Raw genomic sequence first — 17,483 nt, 5'->3', positions numbered from 1 at the left:
TAAAGATAGCTTTTGCTTCTACTAGAGAAAATAAACATGTTATAATAAAATTATCACGAAAAAGAAAGTTGGTGCACAGATGAGTCACATGGTAGATATTTATTTACGAGAAGCTGTTGTTGCTGATGGTCCAATACTTGAAAGTTACCAACTGGAGGATAGTCAATATACGACTATGCCGATGGAGGCGATGACTGAAAGCCTGCATATTATTGAAAAATACCCTATTTTAATTTTAGTTGAGAATGATTTGGCTGGTTTTTTTATTTTGGAAATTGGAATGGATGTTCAAATTTACACAGATGAACCAAATACAGTTCTTTTAAGAGCGTATTCAATCGATGACCGTTTTCAAGGGAAAGGGTATGGAAAGCTTTCTTTAGAACGGCTTCATGGATTTGTTGAAACAAAATTTCCAAGTATAAAAAAAGTTGTTTTAGCAGTGAATCATGGAAATATCAGTGCCCAAATGCTTTATTTGAAAGCTGGATTTTATGATACGAAAAGAAGAATTCACGGAATCAAAGGCGTTCAATTTGTTTTTGAAATGGATATTAATGAAACTAGTAAGGAGTAGTTAGGGTGAAGTTTGTTTTTGATTTAGATGGAACCATTTGTTTCAACGGAGGACCTGTTTCACCGAGAATGATGAATTATTTAAAAGAGCTTTCTGTTGATCATGAAATTATTTTTGCCTCAGCACGCCCCATTCGTGATTTATTGCCTGTTATAGATCCTTATTTTTATGGACACACATTAATTGGTGGAAATGGTGCACTTATTTCCCAACAAACGAAAATTAGCAAAATAGCTAGCTTCAGTCAATCAGATACGCAAACGTTATTGTACTTAATTGAAAAATACCAAGCAACTTATTTAATTGATAGTGAGTGGAATTATGCATATACTGGAACGGATACTCACCCGATTAAATTAGGTCTTGATCCTTTAAAACAAGCACAATTGGTTTATGTCAATGAATTAACTTCCATTGTAAAGGTGCTGATTTTAACAGCTACAGATTTAGCTGCTTTTGAAAAAGAATTACTTTTATTAAATGTTGTCTATCATTTCCATGGAGATGAAAATGTGATTGATATTAGTCCTCAGGCGATAAGCAAGTGGTCTGCATTAGAGAAAATAGGGATTAAAACGGGAGAATTTATTGCTTTTGGCAATGATCAAAATGATATTTCCATGTTTAAGGAAGCTAAAATAGGTATCCAAGTTGGAACGTATAAAAATTTAACTCCTTATGCAAGTGAAACGTTAAATGGTCAATCACAAAAGGATATAGAAGAAGCTATTATTGAAAAACTAGATGAACTAAAAGATTAGGCTGAAAAGTTGTTAAACCAAAAAGAATTGGTTTAGCAACTTTTTTATTAAGCTGGATCTTATGAACCAACTCTTCGGAAAAAAGATAACTGGTAAAAAAGACGAAAAGTGTTATTCCTCCAATTTCTTATTTTTCTGTCAGAGTTAATCGGTTCAACGAGCTTTTTTTGAGGAGTTAAGTTTTATTCATTGACAATTTATTTTGAACGTTGTACACTACTAGTGTAGAACGATTACAAATGTAAATGTAAAAGGAGTGGACGAAAATGCACGAACATAATCATTCGATGATGTCTCACGATGAGATGGATCATATGTCACACGAATCAATGCCTGGTATGGGACATATGGCTCATATGGGTAATTTAAAAGTAAAATTTTTCTGGTCATTAGTTTTAGCAATTCCAATTATTATTTTATCTCCTATGATGGGCATGGAATTACCGTTTCAATTTACATTTCCAGGATCTGATTGGCTTGTTTTAATTCTAGCAACGATTCTATTTATTTATGGTGGAAAACCATTTTTAAGTGGTGCTAAAATGGAGCTGAAAGATAGAAGTCCAGCAATGATGACGTTAATTTCACTAGGTATTTCAGTGGCTTATTTTTATAGTTTATATGCCTTTATTATGAATCATTTTATTAATTCCAATGCTCATATAATGGATTTCTTTTGGGAATTAGCTACGTTAATTGTAATTATGCTATTAGGCCATTGGATTGAAATGCGCGCTGTGAGCAATGCTGGAGATGCTTTGAAAAAAATGGCTGAACTTTTGCCAACTCAAGCTAATCGCTTGGAAAAAGATGGTTCAAGTAAAAAGATTTTATTAAAAGAGGTTCAGGTAGGAGATTTACTTTTAATTAAAGCGGGTGAAAAAATTCCAGCCGATGGTAAAATTGTTGAAGGTCAATCTTCGATCAATGAATCTATGGTAACTGGTGAGGCAAAAGAGGTTAAAAAAAATCGTGGTGATAAGGTCATCGGAGGAGCTGTAAACGGCAGCGGTACTTTGACTATTGAGGTGTCTGGAACAGGAGATACGGGTTATTTAGCTCAAGTAATGAATTTAGTTGGAGATGCTCAAAAAGAAAAATCAAAAGTAGAATCTTTATCAGATAAAGTGGCAAAATGGCTATTTTATGTAGCGCTTTTCGTTGGGATCTTTACCTTCATTATCTGGTTTTTCTTAACTAAAGAATTGACTACGCCTTTAGAACGAATGGTGACTGTCCTAGTGATTGCGTGTCCCCATGCATTGGGTTTGGCTATTCCGTTAGTAACGGCACGTTCGACTTCATTAGGTGCTAAAAATGGATTGTTGATTCGGAATCGCAATGCTTTAGAAGCAGCCAAAAAAATTGATAGTATCTTAATGGATAAAACAGGTACCTTAACTGAAGGGGCTTTTAAAGTTCATACAGTTGAAAGTTTAACTAAAGAGTATTCAGAGGAACAAATTTTAGCTTACTTTGCAGCTCTAGAACGGACATCTACTCATCCTTTGGCTGTAGGGATTTTAACGAAGGCAGAAGCAGAAAAAGTGACTATTCCAGTCGCTACTGAAACGAAAAACATGCCAGGAATTGGCTTGTCAGGTAAAATTAATCAAGAAGAGATTTCTATTGTAACGGCGGCTTATTTAGAAAAGATGGGGATTGTTTATGACAAAAAGCATTTTGAAGAATTAGCTAGTTTAGGCAATTCAATTAGCTATCTAGTTCGCAAAGGTGAGGCTGTTGGCTTAATCGCTCAAGGCGATAAAATTAAATCTGGAGCTAAAGCTATGATAGCTGCTCTGATTGCTGAAGGGATTGAACCAGTGATGGTAACTGGAGATAACGCAGCATCAGCTGAAATGGTAGCCAATCAGCTAGGAATCAATCAGGTTTATGCAGGTTTAATGCCAGAAGATAAAGAAAAAATTGTGAAAGATTATCAAAAAAATAAAAAAGTTGTGATGATGGTTGGAGATGGTGTCAATGATGCACCAAGTTTAGCAAGGGCAGATGTAGGAGTTGCGATTGGTGCAGGAACAGATATTGCCATTGATTCTGCGGATGTTATTTTGGTTAAAAGTGATCCAAATGATATCTTACATTTTCTCTCATTAGCAAAAAATACAACGCGAAAAATGATTCAAAACTTATGGTGGGGAGCAGGCTATAATATTATTGCCATTCCATTAGCTGCTGGTATTTTAGCGCCGATTGGTTTTATCTTAAGTCCAGCAGTAGGTGCGATTTTGATGTCACTAAGTACGGTAATTGTGGCTTTAAATGCACTTACGTTAAGAATCAAATAAATTGTAAAAAGTAAGAATATGAGAAATCGTATTTCTTACTTTTTATTTTTTCTTAGTTGTTTTTGAAGTGAGTTTATTTTAAAATTGTTAAATGAATAAAATAAATGAGGTGATTATTTGGAAGAAATTCAGATAGAGAAATTTCAAAAAAAAGATATTTGTAAGATTATTGAGCTATTTTACCGAACGATTGAATCTGTTAATAATCAAGATTACACGAAAGACCAGATTCTTGCTTGGCAAGGAAAAGAGCATGAAGCAAAACGTAAAAGAGAATGGTCGGATAAACTTCGGAGTAGTCAGACCTATCTTGCTCGAAATTCTAAAAATCAGTTAGTTGGCTTTTTAGAATTTACCCAATTGAATGAGTTGAATTTATTTTTTGTTCATCATGATTATCAGAGGAAGGGAATTGGAAAACAACTATTTCTTTATTTAATGAAGGAACTTAAAAAGAAATCAAGCGAAAAAATAACGGCAAATGTCAGTATAACAGCACGCCCATTTTTTGAATCCCTAGGTTTTATCTCAATAAAAGAACAAGTTGTGCAACTTAATGGACAAGAATTTATTAATTATAAAATGGAGAAAAGCTTAAACAAGCATTAAATAAGTGGATTTTTAAAATAATTAATGTTAAACTAAAGATATTGCTTATAGAAACTGTAAGAATTATCTTTAGTTTAGGGGTTTATGTAAGCGGTTGTTTGAATGGGGAGGAGAGAAAATATGAAGCATGTCAATGAATGCAAGAAGTGTGAATCGGCAGATATTTTAAAAATTGAGGGGAAGCAAATGATTGGAGAAACAATTAATCAATTGCGAACGACCATTTTAGAAAGTATTCCTGTGACTCGTTTTTTATGTTCAGATTGTGGCTACACAGAAGAATGGGTTGAAAATCATTTAGATTTAAAACGAATGAAGCGTAAAGTTAGCCAAGTTAATGAAAGTACACATTCAATCAAGATGCTTTTAAAAAATTTAGAGTTTGAAGGCTAAAATGAATGAAATAGACAATTTCTTTTTTTGAAGGATCGATTCTTTAAAAAAAGAAGTTGTCTATTTATGTGGAATACAGAATAAATAAAGAAATGTATCTCCGACTAGTGTATACTATAATTTGAATTAGAAAATAGAGTAGAAAGTCAGTAGGTGTTGAAATGATTGATTTTTCTTATGCAAAAATGAAGCAGATTTTGGTTCATTATGTAGGAAATAAAGCGCAAGAACAGGGCTATGAGATTTCTGAAAATAGTATTGAAGAGTTAGACGAAGAGATGAGCGAAGTGTTACATGAGATTTTTCTTTCTTCCTTTAAAGAAGCAAAATTCCATCATTTTACCCATCCAACTAGTTTGGAATATAATGAATCCTATAATTATATTAAAGATGTATTTGAAGAAGAAACGAGTTTTTTTGAAGGTTCTGTTAACTTAGTGAAGCAACTCTATGCTGCTTCAAGCCATCCAAATGTTAAAGCGGGTGATTTATGGTTAATTTATATGAGTGATTGTATTGTAGAAGGCGAATTAACTGATGCAATTGGAATTTTCAAAGTTGAAAATAAAGAAGTCTTTCTAAAAAATGAATACAATAATCAGGCTGTGTCGATTGGTTATGAAAAAGGTATTACTAAAAGCGATATTGATAAGGCGGCTATTGTGTTTAATTTTAGTGCTAAGGACGGGTATCGTGTCGTAGCATTGGATCGCTTAAATCGTAATGATAGTGTGTATTGGAAACAATTATTTTTGGCTATTGAAAAGATTCAAAATGATCAATTTTTAGCCGAAAGTTTTATTAATGTTTGTGCAGAGTTTGTAAAAAAAGATGATGATGGAATTGTTGGTAAATCAGCTTTTATTAAAGAGGCACAAGAATATTTAGAGGTTCAAGAAGAAATTAATCTAGAGGATTTTGCAGATGTTTTAGTAGCAGAAGCGAAACAAGATGAGTTTAAAACGGTTGTTGAAAATTATGAAAAAAGTCATGACGTTAGTTTTCCGGATAATTTTAAATTAAATCAAGAAAATAAAGATAAATTTAGTAAAAAAGTTAAAAATAAAATCAAAATTAATAATAACATCTCAGTAATGGTAAAAGATGTAAATAAATTAATGGAGAATGAAATTACTGAAGGCTTCGATGAAGTCGAACAAAAAAGGTACTTGAAAATTTATTTTTAGTTAAGAAAGAAGAAGGTGCAACGAAACTATGGGTTTCGTTGCACCTTTTTCTTTTGTATTAGCGGTTTTGTAATAAATAAATGCGTAAGCCCATTTGAATAGCTAATAATTCTTCAGCATCTGCAAAATTAATAGTGGTCAACTCTTTAATTTTTGTTAATCGATAGCTAATTGTTTTATAGTGGACAAATAGTTGCTCAGCAGTTTTCTTTAAATTTTGATTTTCATCTAAGAAAATTTTCAATGTGGGAATCCATTCAGGATACGTATCGATTAAAATACTTAGCTTAGCAGGAATAAAAGTTGTTAACTCTGTATTTTTTTCAAGTTCAGCAAAGACACGATAAATACCTAAGTCTTGATAAAAAAGAATAAAATCTGTTTTTAAGAAAGCTTGTCCTTGGCGGATGATTTGCAGAGATTTTTTACTTTCGCTATCAAGTGTTTTTAATGTACATGGATCACTGATACCAATATTTAATAAAATTGATTCACCTTGCCAATTTTGATAGATTTTTTTCATGATTGAGCTGAAATCAATGCTTTTTTTCGGCTGAAAAGAAGTATCTTCAATGATAAAAACAATTCGATTACTACGAATTCTGTAAGCAATGTTTGGGTAGTGTTGTTTAATCCGATCAATCAATTGTTGCCCGCAATCTGCTAATTTTTTCCGTTTTTCAAAACTCGGTTGTGTCGTAAGTTTTTGATTGCTAAATTGCCAGACAATGACCCGATATGCTGTATTTGCTGACAGTCCAATTTGTTGCGCATAATCAACTTGCTGCTCTGGAGTCGCACATTTTCCGTAGAGTAAATCATCAAATAAATCATTTCGATAGTTTTGTTTGACATTTCGAACTGCAAACTGTTTTAACATATCCATTTGTAGTGCAATTACTGCATTTTCAATTGCCATAAAATCAATTTCCCGTGTTGGATGATTGATTTCGTGAATAATCAATAATTTTTTGCCAACTTCATTTGTATAGATTGGAATTGCTAATTGCCAAAATGAAGTCTCAGCAAAATTAGGGTGGGAGACAAGCTTCCGTTGATAAGTAAAATTAACCTCTGATTTTTCTTCAATTTCAGCTTCATCTTGGATGTCACACAGATTAAGTCGGCTATCAGTTGTAGCTAAAACATTGAAGTCTTCCGTACATAAAGAAATAGGATTATGAATATAACTTTCCAAAGCAGAGAGTATATCGCCAATCGTAGCTTGATTGAGAGCTAAAATGGAAAAGTAACTATGCACATCTCGATAACGATTTAGTAAACGAGCTTTATGATTGGATAAAAGTTGCATGACCTCAACTAAAATAGTCGTATAACGAATCTTATTAGGGATTTCAATAATTGGTAAACTAAATTGTTGACTCCCTAATATAAAACCATTGGGAATTTGTTCCACAAACCGATCTATTTTAATAATAAGACCACTTATTTTTAAGTGAGCTAATTTTTCAATAAAAGCAAATTGTTGTTGTTCAGTATAGTTTTGAATGCTATAAAGGCTAGTTAGAATTAATTGACCAGAACTGCTCCAATTTTCAACATCGGGAGCTTCCATAACCATAATATCGGAAACTTCGTTGGTTAACCCATCTGTACCGCTAATGATTCGAGAGTCGCCAAGTGAATCTAAGTCTAGAATATCTGTTAATAAAATCGGCATAATAAAACTCCCTTCTTATTGAATAGAATAATCAATCTAAGTAAGTTTGTCTAGTGAAAAGTTTTATCTTCTATAGATAAAAAGCTGTCAAGATATTATCTGAAAAGACTAATGTAAAAAACTACGTGAACGCTTACAATGAAACTATCAAATAACTTCTTTACTCTCGCTTAGAAAAGCTAAAAATCAAAAGCCGCTTTGCTTGCAATCTAGGCTTGAATTTATTTATAGTTGAGATAGATTAGTTGTATTGGGGGCAATTTAACTAGTTTAAAATAAAATATAAAGGAGAAAGAAAATGAAAAAGAATCAGAAAAAAGGATTACTACTAGCACTTATTTTAATGATTACGGCTTTACCGACTATTGCCTATGCAGCGGGAATTGAAGCAGTAAAAACACCAACTGGTTTTATGGCATTTGTTACCATCATTCCTTTGGTCTTAGTATTAACGCTATTATTTTTAAAAGTAGATATGATTATTGCCGGTTTAGCCGGTGGTATTTTAGCAATGTTGATTGGTGGGATTGGACTGGCAGAAGCCAATACTCAATTTTTAGAAACGATTCCTACAATGTTAAGTATTACTGTTCCAATTATTAATTCTGCTATTGCTATGGCTGTATTTAAATCAGGTGGTTATACAGCGGCATTAACATTAGCTAAGCGGGGGACAAAAGGGAAAGTTGAGTATGTGTCAGCCTTTATCGTTATTTTACTTGCTGCTGCAACTTATATGTCAGGAATTGGTGGCGGAAGTGCCATGGTTATTGCGCCTTTAGCTTTTGCAGCCGTTGGTGTTGTGCCAGAATTAATTGCTGCGATGTCCTTAGCTGCTGCAGTTTCATTTACAACTTCACCAGCATCTCTAGAGTCTAGTATCGTATCAAAATTAGGTGATGTGACAGTTAGTGAATATGTTGCAACAATGCGTCCTTATTGGTTAGTATTTGTGATTATTGCTATTTTATTAGCTTTCTTTGGAACAAAACTTCGCAAAGTTGGATTTAAAGAAGATGCAACGGATGAATATTCAAGCCTAAGTAACGGACAATTATTCAAAATTACATTACCCGCTATATTCTTGTTATTTGCAGTAATCTTTGGACCATTAGTTAATGATTTAGTCGGAGTTGCGATTTTTACACCGTTAGTTTACATGGTCGTTACAATTTTATTAATCTTTATTTGTACAAAATTCAATTTAAATGAATCGGTTGAAGCAATGGTAGATGGATCTACGTATATCTTAACCCGTTTATTCCAAGTCGGTATTTTCTTAGCCTTTATCAATATTATTGCTGAAACAGGCACATTTGCTGTCATTGCTGGGGTGGCAAATCATGCACCAGCCTTCTTAGTTGTACCAGTTGCGGTTTTAACAGGAATTTTAATTGGGATTCCAGCAGGAGCTTATGTGGGGTCAGTATTAACGTTGGTTTTACCTGTTGCTGTTTCATTAGGCTTTACGCCATTAGCACTAGGTTTTGTGACGATTGGTGTTGGTTTAGGTAGTCAAATGAGTTTTGTAAATATTACGATGCAAGCTTTATCTTCAGGTTTCCAAATTCCAATTCTTGATGTTGTAAAAGGGAATATTAAATGGATTAGTTTAGCATCAGTATTACTTTTAGTGATTTCATTAGTCTTTGCTTAAAGAAAATAAAACGATATGAAGGAGCATGAAAATGGATATTTTATTAAAACAAGTACGCTTAAATGATGATGAAGAATTAATGGATGTTGGAATTACAGATGGAAAAATAAGTGCAATCGAAAAAGAGATTAATGAACCTGCTACAAAAATTATTGAAGCAAATGGTAAGGTTTTAGTTCCTGGGTTTGTTGAGAGTCATATTCATTTAGATAAAGCCCTGATTGCAAGTCGTAAACCAAATAAATCGGGTACATTACAAGAAGCAATCAAGGTGACTGCTGAGTTAAAACCAACGTTTACAAAAGAAGATATTTATACTCGCGCTAAAAAAGCATTAGAAATGATTATTCCTCGCGGTGTAACAGCAATTCGGACACATGCAGAATTTGATCCAGCGCAAGGTTTTACGGGTTTTGAAACAATTATGCAATTGAAGGAAGAGTACAAAGATTTAGTCGATATTCAAGTTGTAGCATTTCCGCAAGAAGGTATCTTTAAAGCACCAGGTACCGAAAAAATGATGTACGAAGCGATGGAGATGGGTGCAGATGTAGTTGGGGGAATTCCGTACAATGATTCGCCAGCTAATGATCATATTGATTTGATTTTTGAGATTGCTAAAAAATATAACAAATCGATTGATTTACATCAAGATTTTAGTGATGAGGCGACAGATATATCAATTGAATATCTTTGCCATAAAACCATTGAAGAAGGATATCAAGGTCGTGTATCAGTGGGCCATTTGACAGCGTTACATGCATTGCCAAAGGAACAGTTGGATCCAATTATTGCCTTAATTGCAGAAGCTGGAATTAGTGTTATGGCATTGCCTGCGACTGATTTACATTTGGGTGCACGTAATGATGCCTATAATGTTAGACGGGCTGTAACACCAATTAGAAAGCTCAGAGACGGTGGCGTTAACATGTGTATTGCAACTAACAACATTCGGAATGCATTTACTCCTTATGGGAATGGTGATATTTTACAAACAGCCATGTTAGCAATTCCTGTAGGTCATTTAGGTGGAGCAGACGATTTACCAACTGTTTTGCCAATGATTACAGAAAATCCAGCTAAAGCTATTGGTCTAACGAATTATGGGATTGGGGTTGGAAAACAAGCGGATCTGGTTTTACTAGACACCTTGTTGAAACATGACGCAATCATTGATATTCCAGAACGAGTATTTGTTATTAAAAATGGGAAAATAACAGTTGAAAGTCATAAAGAGACGATTATTTATCGTTAAAGAAGAGTAGTAACTTAAAAACAAAGCAATAGACTATAGTTTATTGCTTTATTTTTATCTTAAAGAAACCTTTTAAGCACTGTTTTGTGTATGTAAAAGGACACAATTTAAGTATTATAGTAGCTGTTAAAGCTAAATGTCACAAAAATGTGTACGAAATAAGTATAAAAAGTGAAGGAAGTCTTTTGGATATTGATATGTTTCTAGAGGTTCGTTATAGTAGATGTATAGACAAGAGCAATGCTATTTTGTTTTTGTAGAACGATGACATGATTCACTTATCATATATATCATAGAATGACCACATAGTTGATTTGCCCAATATACCATAGGAACACGACATAGCTAATTTATCTTATATATCATAGTGGAAGATACCAACTTCTTAAAGGAGTAGTGGTATCTTTTTACATAGTATGAAACAAAAAAAGAACGAATCAAGAGAGTCCTATCCTAAACTCAAACTTGATTCGTTCTTTTGTGGCTATTAATGGATTTTTCTAATTTGAAGAAGCAATAGGACAGCAAAGAGCAAGCTAATGACGGACCAAATAACTAAATCACTATAACTTCCTGCTCCAACAAATCCTAATAATCCACCAATTGCATATAAAAGCATACTAAAGATTAACATTCCTTTTGCACCTTTAGATGCCAAAACTGTAATTCCAGCAATCAATAATAAAATTGAAAGCAAGAATCCAGTTGAACCACCAATTTCATTGTTTTGCGAAAGAGTATTGCCTAAACCTGCAATCATTGATTGAAAGCCGACAAAGACACTTAGAATAATAGAGATAATACCGATTGTTTTGCGCATAAGTGCCTCCTATTTACTGTAAAGTAAATTCTTTCGTCAATTTTTCATCCTTTAAGCTAAAGGTAGGGCTGACTTCGACGGAAACTGGGTTTTCAGTATCTGCCAATTTATAGGCTGTTTTAATCGTAATCTTAGCACCAGGTTGAATTTCAGTTAAGCCATCAGAAAAACCATCTTCAGTCATAACAGCGCTATCTAAGGCAACACCATTTTGAAAGACTTTAGGACTAATTGCAACTGTGAACATTTGATTGTCTTCACTATTATTTGTGAACTCATATTGTACAATTCCAACTTCAGAGCCTTCGAAATCTTGTCCTCTAGAAAAATCTTGAATGGCAACATGGAAGTCACCTAAATCACCGCTATCCGTTGCTTGGTCTTTTTTTACTTCCTCAGTTTTATCTTCTTTTTTTGTCTCTGCTTTTTTAGTTGAAGTGTCTGAACTACAGCCCAAAGCGACACCTGCCAAACTCATAATGAACAAACCTAAACCTAATTTTTTTACATTTTTCATTTTCATCTTCTCCTTTATTATTTAGTCCGTCTTACAAATACAATTATGCCGATACTAGAAGGAAAAGTCCTATGCAAGAAGCATAGTTTCAGGAAAATAAAAAAGGCTTTGGATTGTTATCCTAGCCTAAAAGTTTAGTAAGTTATGTTTTAGAATCAGTCGAGTTTAGTTCTCTTTGTTCAATAAACTCAGGGGAGTATAGGTTTTCGAAGGTTTGAATAGTGATTCCACTAAGGAAAAACCAACAGATACCAACCAATAGCCAGCCACAACAAACCGCCCAGAGCTTATTGGAGTGGATAAAAGGAATCCATTTTTTTATTGAGAGAAAGTTAGTCAAAATAATAAGAGGAAAGATAAAAAGAACTGTATAAGTGATACCTTCTAAAAAGCGGTCTAGCGGCGTACCTCTAGAAAGCATGATAGAGTAGAGAAGAAAAATACAAAGATAGCCAAAACAAGCGATGACCTTTTTCCATAGTTGATTGGTACGAAAGCCAGGTACATAATGCCTAATAAAATTTGATTGCTCTTTTGTAACGGTTTTTTGAATAGATGTTTTAGGAACGAGTCGCTTTTTTTCTACCGATACTTTTGGATTCTGTTTTGGGTGATTCTTTTCTATCTTCAAAAGAGTAAGTTGTTGATGAATAGCAGCTTGCATATCTTTAGCGGATTGGAATCGATTGCTTGGATCCAGGTTAATCGATTTTTGGACAATATCCTTCAAATAAACATTTGTTGTCAGCTGATCTTTTGGATAATTTTTTGTTAAGCAAACATTCAATACGACGCCAAGTGAATATATATCACTACGTTCATCTGTTTCGGCAAAACCAAATTGTTCTGGAGCAGCAAAGCCTAGTGTACCTAAGTTAACAGTATCAGTATCTTTTGTTCCATCATAGAAACGAATTGCATCAAAGTCAATTAACTTAATCACACCATCATTTGAAATCATAATATTGGTTAGTTTTATGTCTCGGTGAATCAAGTTTTTTTCATGGAGGACTACTAAAGCTTCTGTCACACTTTTAGCAATTTCTAAAGTAGTTTCAGTAGGCAATTGTTGATTCAATTGGATATATTCTTGTAAATTTTTCCCGTGGATAAATTCTTCATATAGCCAAAGTTCATTGTTTGAAGTCACGATTTCTTCAATTTTAGGTAGATGAGGGTGAGTAATTAAACTAAGTTTTTCTAAACGATTTTGTAATGTCAGAGCGTATTTTTTTCGAACAAAAAATTCTTTTGTTTGAATATTACGCACCAAAACAGGTCCATTTTCTTTTTCTGTCAAGGCTTCAATCTCTTTATAGTGTCCTTTTTCTAAATTCATAGGTCGTTAGTATCTCCTTTACTAAACAAATGTTTCATCAATTTTATTATAGCAAATTGTCAGGTAAAGAACAGGTTTGTTTGAAGGGAATAAAAATAAATCTGAATAAATGGTCACAAATTGTTATAATAATCACATAATCTAAAAGAAGCAGGTGTCAAAATTGGAAAAAGATACAGATAAATTAATGCATTCATTAAAAAAAGCAACAGACTTTAAGACGCTATTTAGCCAACATCAGGAAAATTTAATTGAAGAAGAGCTTAAACTCTATTTGACAGAGTTACTAAGTAAGAAAAATGTCACGAAAGCAGAAGTTATGCGTAAGTCAGGTATTTCTGAAGCGACTGGTTACCAATATTTTGATGGGAAACGGAAACCGTCTAGAGAAAAATTAATTGCGCTAGCGATAGGCTTTGGTATGGATGTGGATGAAACCAATGACTTATTGAAGAAAACAGGCTACGCAAAACTTTACCCAAAACATAAATGGGATGCCATCGTTATTTTTGGGATGAGTCATAGTCAGAGCTTAATTGAAATAGACGAGTTATTATTTGATGCGCAATTAAAAACTTTTTCGGAGGGGTAACGAGTGAGTGAGATAAATTGAACAACTGAGAAACAGGAAAGAGTTAGGTAGGTCTAAAAAAATATATATGTATCATTAGATTTTGCTACATTTCTGGTAGAGCCAAGAAAGCTAGACTATTTGTATGTTCGTTGGTATTCATTTATTAATTATGAGAGTTGTGGGCCATATTAACAGTTGAATCGATTCAAACAATTAAAAAAATTGCATTTATCTTTATAAATTTAGAATAAATAGCTGAACAACCTATTGTTGATTTATCTAATATAGGTTGTTTTTTTGCTAGTTATCAAATGTGTTACTATTTGCCTATTTTTTTCATAATTATTAGCAACAAAGAAAGCGTTTTAAATGATAGGCTAATAGCATCATATTCAATAGAATTTGAAAATAATAGGTAGGGAGTTGAGCCAAAGATGGAAAGAACACATGAGAAATACTATCTAAGTTTGGATGTTGGGGGCACGTTTATCAAACATGCATTAATTGATAAAAGTGGACATATTATTTGTTTAGCAAAAGTAACAACACCAATTAATCTGGCTGATTTTCTTGAAACAATTAAGCAAATTGTTCAGTCTTATTTGCCGACTATTAGGGCGGTTTGCTTTAGCTGTCCTGGGAAAATCGATACGAAATCAGGGACTGTTTATTTTGGTGGAGCGTTACTTTATTTAGATAAGTTCTCGATTAAAACTTATATTGAAACTGAATTTTCCATTCCTTGTACGATAACTAATGATGGTAAAGCTGCAGCGCTAGCAGAGTTATGGCGTGGGCAGCTAGAAGGCATTGCAAATGGTGGTGTTATAACATTAGGAACTGGAGTTGGTGGCGGCTTGGTGATTAATGGAAATTTACTTGAAGGTACTAACTTTCAGGCTGGTGAAATAAGTTATATGTTAATGTCAAGGGATTCGCCAATTGCATTATCGGAAATTGCTGGAAGTATGGGATCTGCTGTTCGTTTCATCGAAGAGGCTTCAAATTTACTTCAGTTACCTACAAGTAATGGGGTAATTGTATTCAAAGAATTGCAAAAGAACAACGCTTTAATTCAACCATTGTTTGAAGAGTATTGCCGAAACATTACTATTATTATTTCAAATATTCAAACTGTAGTGGATCTTGAGCGGGTTGCTATCGGCGGAGGAATTAGTGAACAACCGTTGCTGATTGAAGAGATACGTAGACAATATCGCTTAATGCGTGAAACATCAAAGGGGATCTTAGAAATGCTACACCCAATTAGTATTGTAGCTTGTGAATTTCGAAATGAAGCGGGCTTAATGGGAGCGTTGTATCACTTATTGATTCAAATTGAAGAAAAACAATTGGACTATTGGACTATCATAGTTGACTAAAAAAGAATGGAGAGATGGAAAATAGCACTAACACAAGTTGACCTTAGCTCAAATAGATTATATCGGATGGTTATCTTTAATTTAATTAAACTGACTATTTGTCTGGGACAAAATCCAGTACTGGGAAGAGAAACATAATTTGACCGTAATTATGCTTTCATCCTCGTCATTTTCATATCGATAAGCCTGACGAGGATAAAGATCTAAGAATAAGCAACTATTGAGTTAATTAAGCACTCCAATGACCTTTTCTTAGTGGAATCATTGGAGTATTTGCGTATTAGATAAATATTTTTTGAAATCTTCAGATTGGTAAAAAAATAAACATCAATATTTGCCTATAAAGTACTTAACTAAAAGCAACATAGAAATCGTTTTCAATGCTAGAATATATGTGTAAACTAAATTAGAGAGGGGAATTTATGATGCCGAGAAAATATGATAAAAAGCTACTAACTGACATAATTAAGAAACAAAAAAATGAGGTAGTCGATGACGTTACTATCCTTTTTAAACCAATTCCAGATTGTGATATCAAAGGAGCTATGGATCCAAGGTTGTACAAAGAGATGAAAAACATGGCACTACTAACAAAATTTATGCCCAAAAGAATGATGAACATGAAAATGGATATGAAATCTTTACCTAAATTAAGAAAAATGTTTAACAGTGTTGATAGTACACCAATCATTGAAGAAGGGGTTAAAGTCATTCCAGACTTTGTAACGGCTGCAGATGGATTTAAAATTCCTATTTATTGTTTTAAACAAGACAAGCCAGTTGTCGATGCACCAGTTTTGTATTTTATTCATGGTGGTGGCTTTTTTGGTGGAAGTACCGATGTTGTGACAGATGCTTTAAAGCTGATTGTTGCTAATACAAATATTGTTGCTTTTTCAATTGACTACCGTTTAGCACCCGAGCATCCTTACCCAACAGGTCATGAAGACTGTTACAATGGGCTAAAATGGATTCATGAAAATGCTAGCCGTTTTGGTGGTGATCCAAATAATATTTTTGTAGCAGGAGATAGTGCTGGTGGTAATTTAACGCTCTATTGTACGAATAAATCGTTAGAAGATAAGCTTAATTTAGTCAAAGGGCAACTAATCTTATATCCAACAGTTAACATGGGAGGGATTGATGATGAGCATGTTCGATTTTCTAAAGATAAATTTGATATCTATAAAAAACAAGCCCGAGCGATTAACTTGTCACTGGATATGTTAAGTGGTGCAACAGACGGTTTAGGAGTCTATTTAGGGACACAAGATTTGCTGAATAAGTATTTAACACCGTATATGGATGTTAGTAGTGAGATGCCACCAACATTTGTGACAGTTGGGGAACATGATTTTCTTAAAATTGAAACATTGGCGTACGCCCGAAAATTAATTATGCAGGGAGTTGACACAACAACTATTGTTTACAAAGGATTAGGACATGCATATATTGATCGAATCGGTTTTTTACCACAAAGTGAAGATTGCGCAATCGAAATGGGCAATTTTATTTTAAAACATAGGAGTTGAGAAAAGTGAAAAAGGCTAAGATTACTTTTTTTGTGATAATAATGACATTGTTACTGATTTGTACATTTTATGATTTAGAGATTTCCAAAGCACTTTTCAACACTAGTTCTCATTATGGTCAGTTTTTTGAAGCAATAGGTGAGCTACCAATGACGTATATTGGTTGTTTTTCTGCTGCAGCGTTAGTTGTAACGACGAAAAAAAGAACCAATTGGTCGTTTTATGTCGGTAAAATAGGTTTTAGTTCCTTAGTGTTACTTTTTTCTTTCTTTTCAGTCATGATGAGTGGTATGCATATTTCCATACCCCTCTGGTTGAAGTTGGTCCTAACTCTTGTGACCTGTTTGTTTTTTTATTTGTTAGCTAGGGCCGTCCCAACATCTCAACATATGAATCTAAGAAAAGCAGCTAAAGTTGGTTTGCTACTAGCTATTTCTGCTATCTTACTAATTACAATTCTTAAAATGTTATGGGGTCGGATGCGATTTAGAGAAATGACCGATCCAGCGAATCAATTTACGAGATGGTACTTGCCGCAAAGCTTGACCACAAATAATGAATTTATGTCATTTCCATCTGGTCATGCTGCTAACGCAACAGTTGTTTTATGGATCAGCTTGTTGCCAACATTTGTAAAATCTCTAGTGGGGAAAAAAAGACTGTTAGAAGTGACTGCTATTGTGTGGATTGTTCTTGTAATGATTAGCCGAATTGTGATGGGAGCGCACTTTTCTACAGATGTAATTGTCGGCATGCTGATTTCAATGATGCTATTTTTCTTCTTGAAATATAAATTTATGCCTCAAAACAGTGAGAATACTATGCTATTATAAGAGAATAATGTAAACTTAACGTTCAATCAAGAGTAAAAGAGGGGGCATAGTTAAAAA

General features: G+C 33.6%; 16 protein-coding genes. 12 read left to right on the top strand and 4 right to left on the bottom strand.

Features of this window, described 5'->3' with window-relative positions; translation table 11 throughout:
• Positions 1-79: 79 nt before the first annotated feature.
• The 6 genes from BR77_RS04065 (at position 80) to BR77_RS04040 (ending at position 5,836) form a co-directional block, all read left to right on the top strand.
• Positions 80-577, top strand: coding sequence for a GNAT family N-acetyltransferase (locus BR77_RS04065; protein WP_010049509.1), 498 nt, complete (start codon positions 80-82; stop codon positions 575-577).
• 5 nt (positions 578-582) lie between these two features.
• Positions 583-1,338 carry an HAD-IIB family hydrolase gene (locus BR77_RS04060; protein ID WP_010049510.1) on the top strand — a complete coding sequence of 252 codons (756 nt, stop codon included), beginning with the start codon at positions 583-585 and terminating at the stop codon, positions 1,336-1,338.
• A 266-nt stretch (positions 1,339-1,604) separates the two neighbouring features.
• Complete coding sequence (locus BR77_RS04055) at positions 1,605-3,647, top strand: heavy metal translocating P-type ATPase (RefSeq protein ID WP_010049511.1); 2,043 nt, start codon at positions 1,605-1,607, stop codon at positions 3,645-3,647.
• Between the two features lie 117 nt (positions 3,648-3,764).
• Positions 3,765-4,256: a GNAT family N-acetyltransferase gene (locus BR77_RS04050; RefSeq protein ID WP_035064013.1), complete on the top strand. Its 492-nt coding sequence runs from the start codon at positions 3,765-3,767 to the stop codon at positions 4,254-4,256.
• A gap of 120 nt (positions 4,257-4,376) precedes the next feature.
• Positions 4,377-4,649: a hypothetical protein gene (locus BR77_RS04045; protein WP_010049519.1), complete on the top strand. Its 273-nt coding sequence runs from the start codon at positions 4,377-4,379 to the stop codon at positions 4,647-4,649.
• A gap of 161 nt (positions 4,650-4,810) precedes the next feature.
• Positions 4,811-5,836 carry a nucleoid-associated protein gene (locus tag BR77_RS04040; RefSeq protein WP_010049521.1) on the top strand — a complete coding sequence of 342 codons (1,026 nt, stop codon included), beginning with the start codon at positions 4,811-4,813 and terminating at the stop codon, positions 5,834-5,836.
• 58 nt (positions 5,837-5,894) lie between these two features.
• Here the strand turns inward: BR77_RS04040 and BR77_RS04035 are convergent, their stop codons facing one another.
• On the bottom strand, positions 5,895-7,517 hold the full coding sequence (locus BR77_RS04035) for a PucR family transcriptional regulator (RefSeq protein ID WP_035064010.1): 1,623 nt from the start codon (positions 7,515-7,517) through the stop codon (positions 5,895-5,897).
• 343 nt (positions 7,518-7,860) lie between these two features.
• On the opposite strand from BR77_RS04035, the gene BR77_RS04030 reads away from it, so the two are divergent.
• Positions 7,861-9,174 (top strand): citrate transporter, encoded by a 1,314-nt coding sequence (locus BR77_RS04030; protein WP_390882023.1) that lies wholly within the window; start codon positions 7,861-7,863, stop codon positions 9,172-9,174.
• Positions 9,175-9,205: 31 nt separating this feature from the next.
• The gene (locus BR77_RS04025; RefSeq protein WP_015076183.1) at positions 9,206-10,429 is read left to right on the top strand and encodes an amidohydrolase family protein; all 1,224 of its coding nucleotides are present in this window, start codon (positions 9,206-9,208) and stop codon (positions 10,427-10,429) included.
• Positions 10,430-10,916: 487 nt separating this feature from the next.
• Here the strand turns inward: BR77_RS04025 and BR77_RS04020 are convergent, their stop codons facing one another.
• From BR77_RS04020 to BR77_RS04010, 3 genes are all read right to left on the bottom strand, one after another.
• Complete coding sequence (locus BR77_RS04020) at positions 10,917-11,249, bottom strand: hypothetical protein (RefSeq protein ID WP_010049526.1); 333 nt, start codon at positions 11,247-11,249, stop codon at positions 10,917-10,919.
• A 13-nt stretch (positions 11,250-11,262) separates the two neighbouring features.
• On the bottom strand, positions 11,263-11,766 hold the full coding sequence (locus BR77_RS04015) for a DUF5067 domain-containing protein (protein WP_015076184.1): 504 nt from the start codon (positions 11,764-11,766) through the stop codon (positions 11,263-11,265).
• 142 nt (positions 11,767-11,908) lie between these two features.
• Positions 11,909-13,105: a serine/threonine-protein kinase gene (locus BR77_RS04010; RefSeq protein WP_015076185.1), complete on the bottom strand. Its 1,197-nt coding sequence runs from the start codon at positions 13,103-13,105 to the stop codon at positions 11,909-11,911.
• A 187-nt stretch (positions 13,106-13,292) separates the two neighbouring features.
• Here BR77_RS04010 and BR77_RS04005 point away from each other — a divergent pair, with 187 nt between their 5' ends.
• From BR77_RS04005 to BR77_RS03990, 4 genes are all read left to right on the top strand, one after another.
• Positions 13,293-13,697 carry a helix-turn-helix domain-containing protein gene (locus BR77_RS04005; RefSeq protein ID WP_257613190.1) on the top strand — a complete coding sequence of 135 codons (405 nt, stop codon included), beginning with the start codon at positions 13,293-13,295 and terminating at the stop codon, positions 13,695-13,697.
• A gap of 416 nt (positions 13,698-14,113) precedes the next feature.
• Complete coding sequence (locus tag BR77_RS04000; RefSeq protein WP_015076187.1) at positions 14,114-15,061, top strand: ROK family protein; 948 nt, start codon at positions 14,114-14,116, stop codon at positions 15,059-15,061.
• A 422-nt stretch (positions 15,062-15,483) separates the two neighbouring features.
• The gene (locus tag BR77_RS03995; RefSeq protein WP_015076188.1) at positions 15,484-16,593 is read left to right on the top strand and encodes an alpha/beta hydrolase; all 1,110 of its coding nucleotides are present in this window, start codon (positions 15,484-15,486) and stop codon (positions 16,591-16,593) included.
• A gap of 5 nt (positions 16,594-16,598) precedes the next feature.
• Positions 16,599-17,426 carry a phosphatase PAP2 family protein gene (locus BR77_RS03990; RefSeq protein ID WP_015076189.1) on the top strand — a complete coding sequence of 276 codons (828 nt, stop codon included), beginning with the start codon at positions 16,599-16,601 and terminating at the stop codon, positions 17,424-17,426.
• Positions 17,427-17,483 lie beyond the last annotated feature (57 nt).

This window comes from Carnobacterium maltaromaticum DSM 20342 (assembly GCF_000744945.1).
In the GTDB taxonomy this organism is placed as follows: Bacteria; Bacillota; Bacilli; order Lactobacillales; family Carnobacteriaceae; genus Carnobacterium; species Carnobacterium maltaromaticum.
This window is presented reverse-complemented; position numbering and strand designations above follow the sequence as displayed.

Bases quoted from the DNA above. Each gene is read 5' to 3' on its own strand.
- BR77_RS04065 (WP_010049509.1), top strand. From the start codon at position 80: ATGAGTCACATGGTAGATATTTATTTACGAGAAGCTGTTGTTGCTGAT.
- BR77_RS04055 (WP_010049511.1), top strand. From the start codon at position 1,605: ATGCACGAACATAATCATTCGATGATGTCTCACGATGAGATGGATCAT.
- BR77_RS04045 (WP_010049519.1), top strand. From the start codon at position 4,377: ATGAAGCATGTCAATGAATGCAAGAAGTGTGAATCGGCAGATATTTTA.
- BR77_RS04040 (WP_010049521.1), top strand. From the start codon at position 4,811: ATGATTGATTTTTCTTATGCAAAAATGAAGCAGATTTTGGTTCATTAT.
- BR77_RS04035 (WP_035064010.1), bottom strand. From the start codon at position 7,517: ATGCCGATTTTATTAACAGATATTCTAGACTTAGATTCACTTGGCGAC.
- BR77_RS04030 (WP_390882023.1), top strand. From the start codon at position 7,861: ATGATTACGGCTTTACCGACTATTGCCTATGCAGCGGGAATTGAAGCA.
- BR77_RS04025 (WP_015076183.1), top strand. From the start codon at position 9,206: ATGGATATTTTATTAAAACAAGTACGCTTAAATGATGATGAAGAATTA.
- BR77_RS04020 (WP_010049526.1), bottom strand. From the start codon at position 11,249: ATGCGCAAAACAATCGGTATTATCTCTATTATTCTAAGTGTCTTTGTC.
- BR77_RS04015 (WP_015076184.1), bottom strand. From the start codon at position 11,766: ATGAAAAATGTAAAAAAATTAGGTTTAGGTTTGTTCATTATGAGTTTG.
- BR77_RS04010 (WP_015076185.1), bottom strand. From the start codon at position 13,105: ATGAATTTAGAAAAAGGACACTATAAAGAGATTGAAGCCTTGACAGAA.
- BR77_RS04005 (WP_257613190.1), top strand. From the start codon at position 13,293: ATGCATTCATTAAAAAAAGCAACAGACTTTAAGACGCTATTTAGCCAA.
- BR77_RS04000 (WP_015076187.1), top strand. From the start codon at position 14,114: ATGGAAAGAACACATGAGAAATACTATCTAAGTTTGGATGTTGGGGGC.
- BR77_RS03995 (WP_015076188.1), top strand. From the start codon at position 15,484: ATGATGCCGAGAAAATATGATAAAAAGCTACTAACTGACATAATTAAG.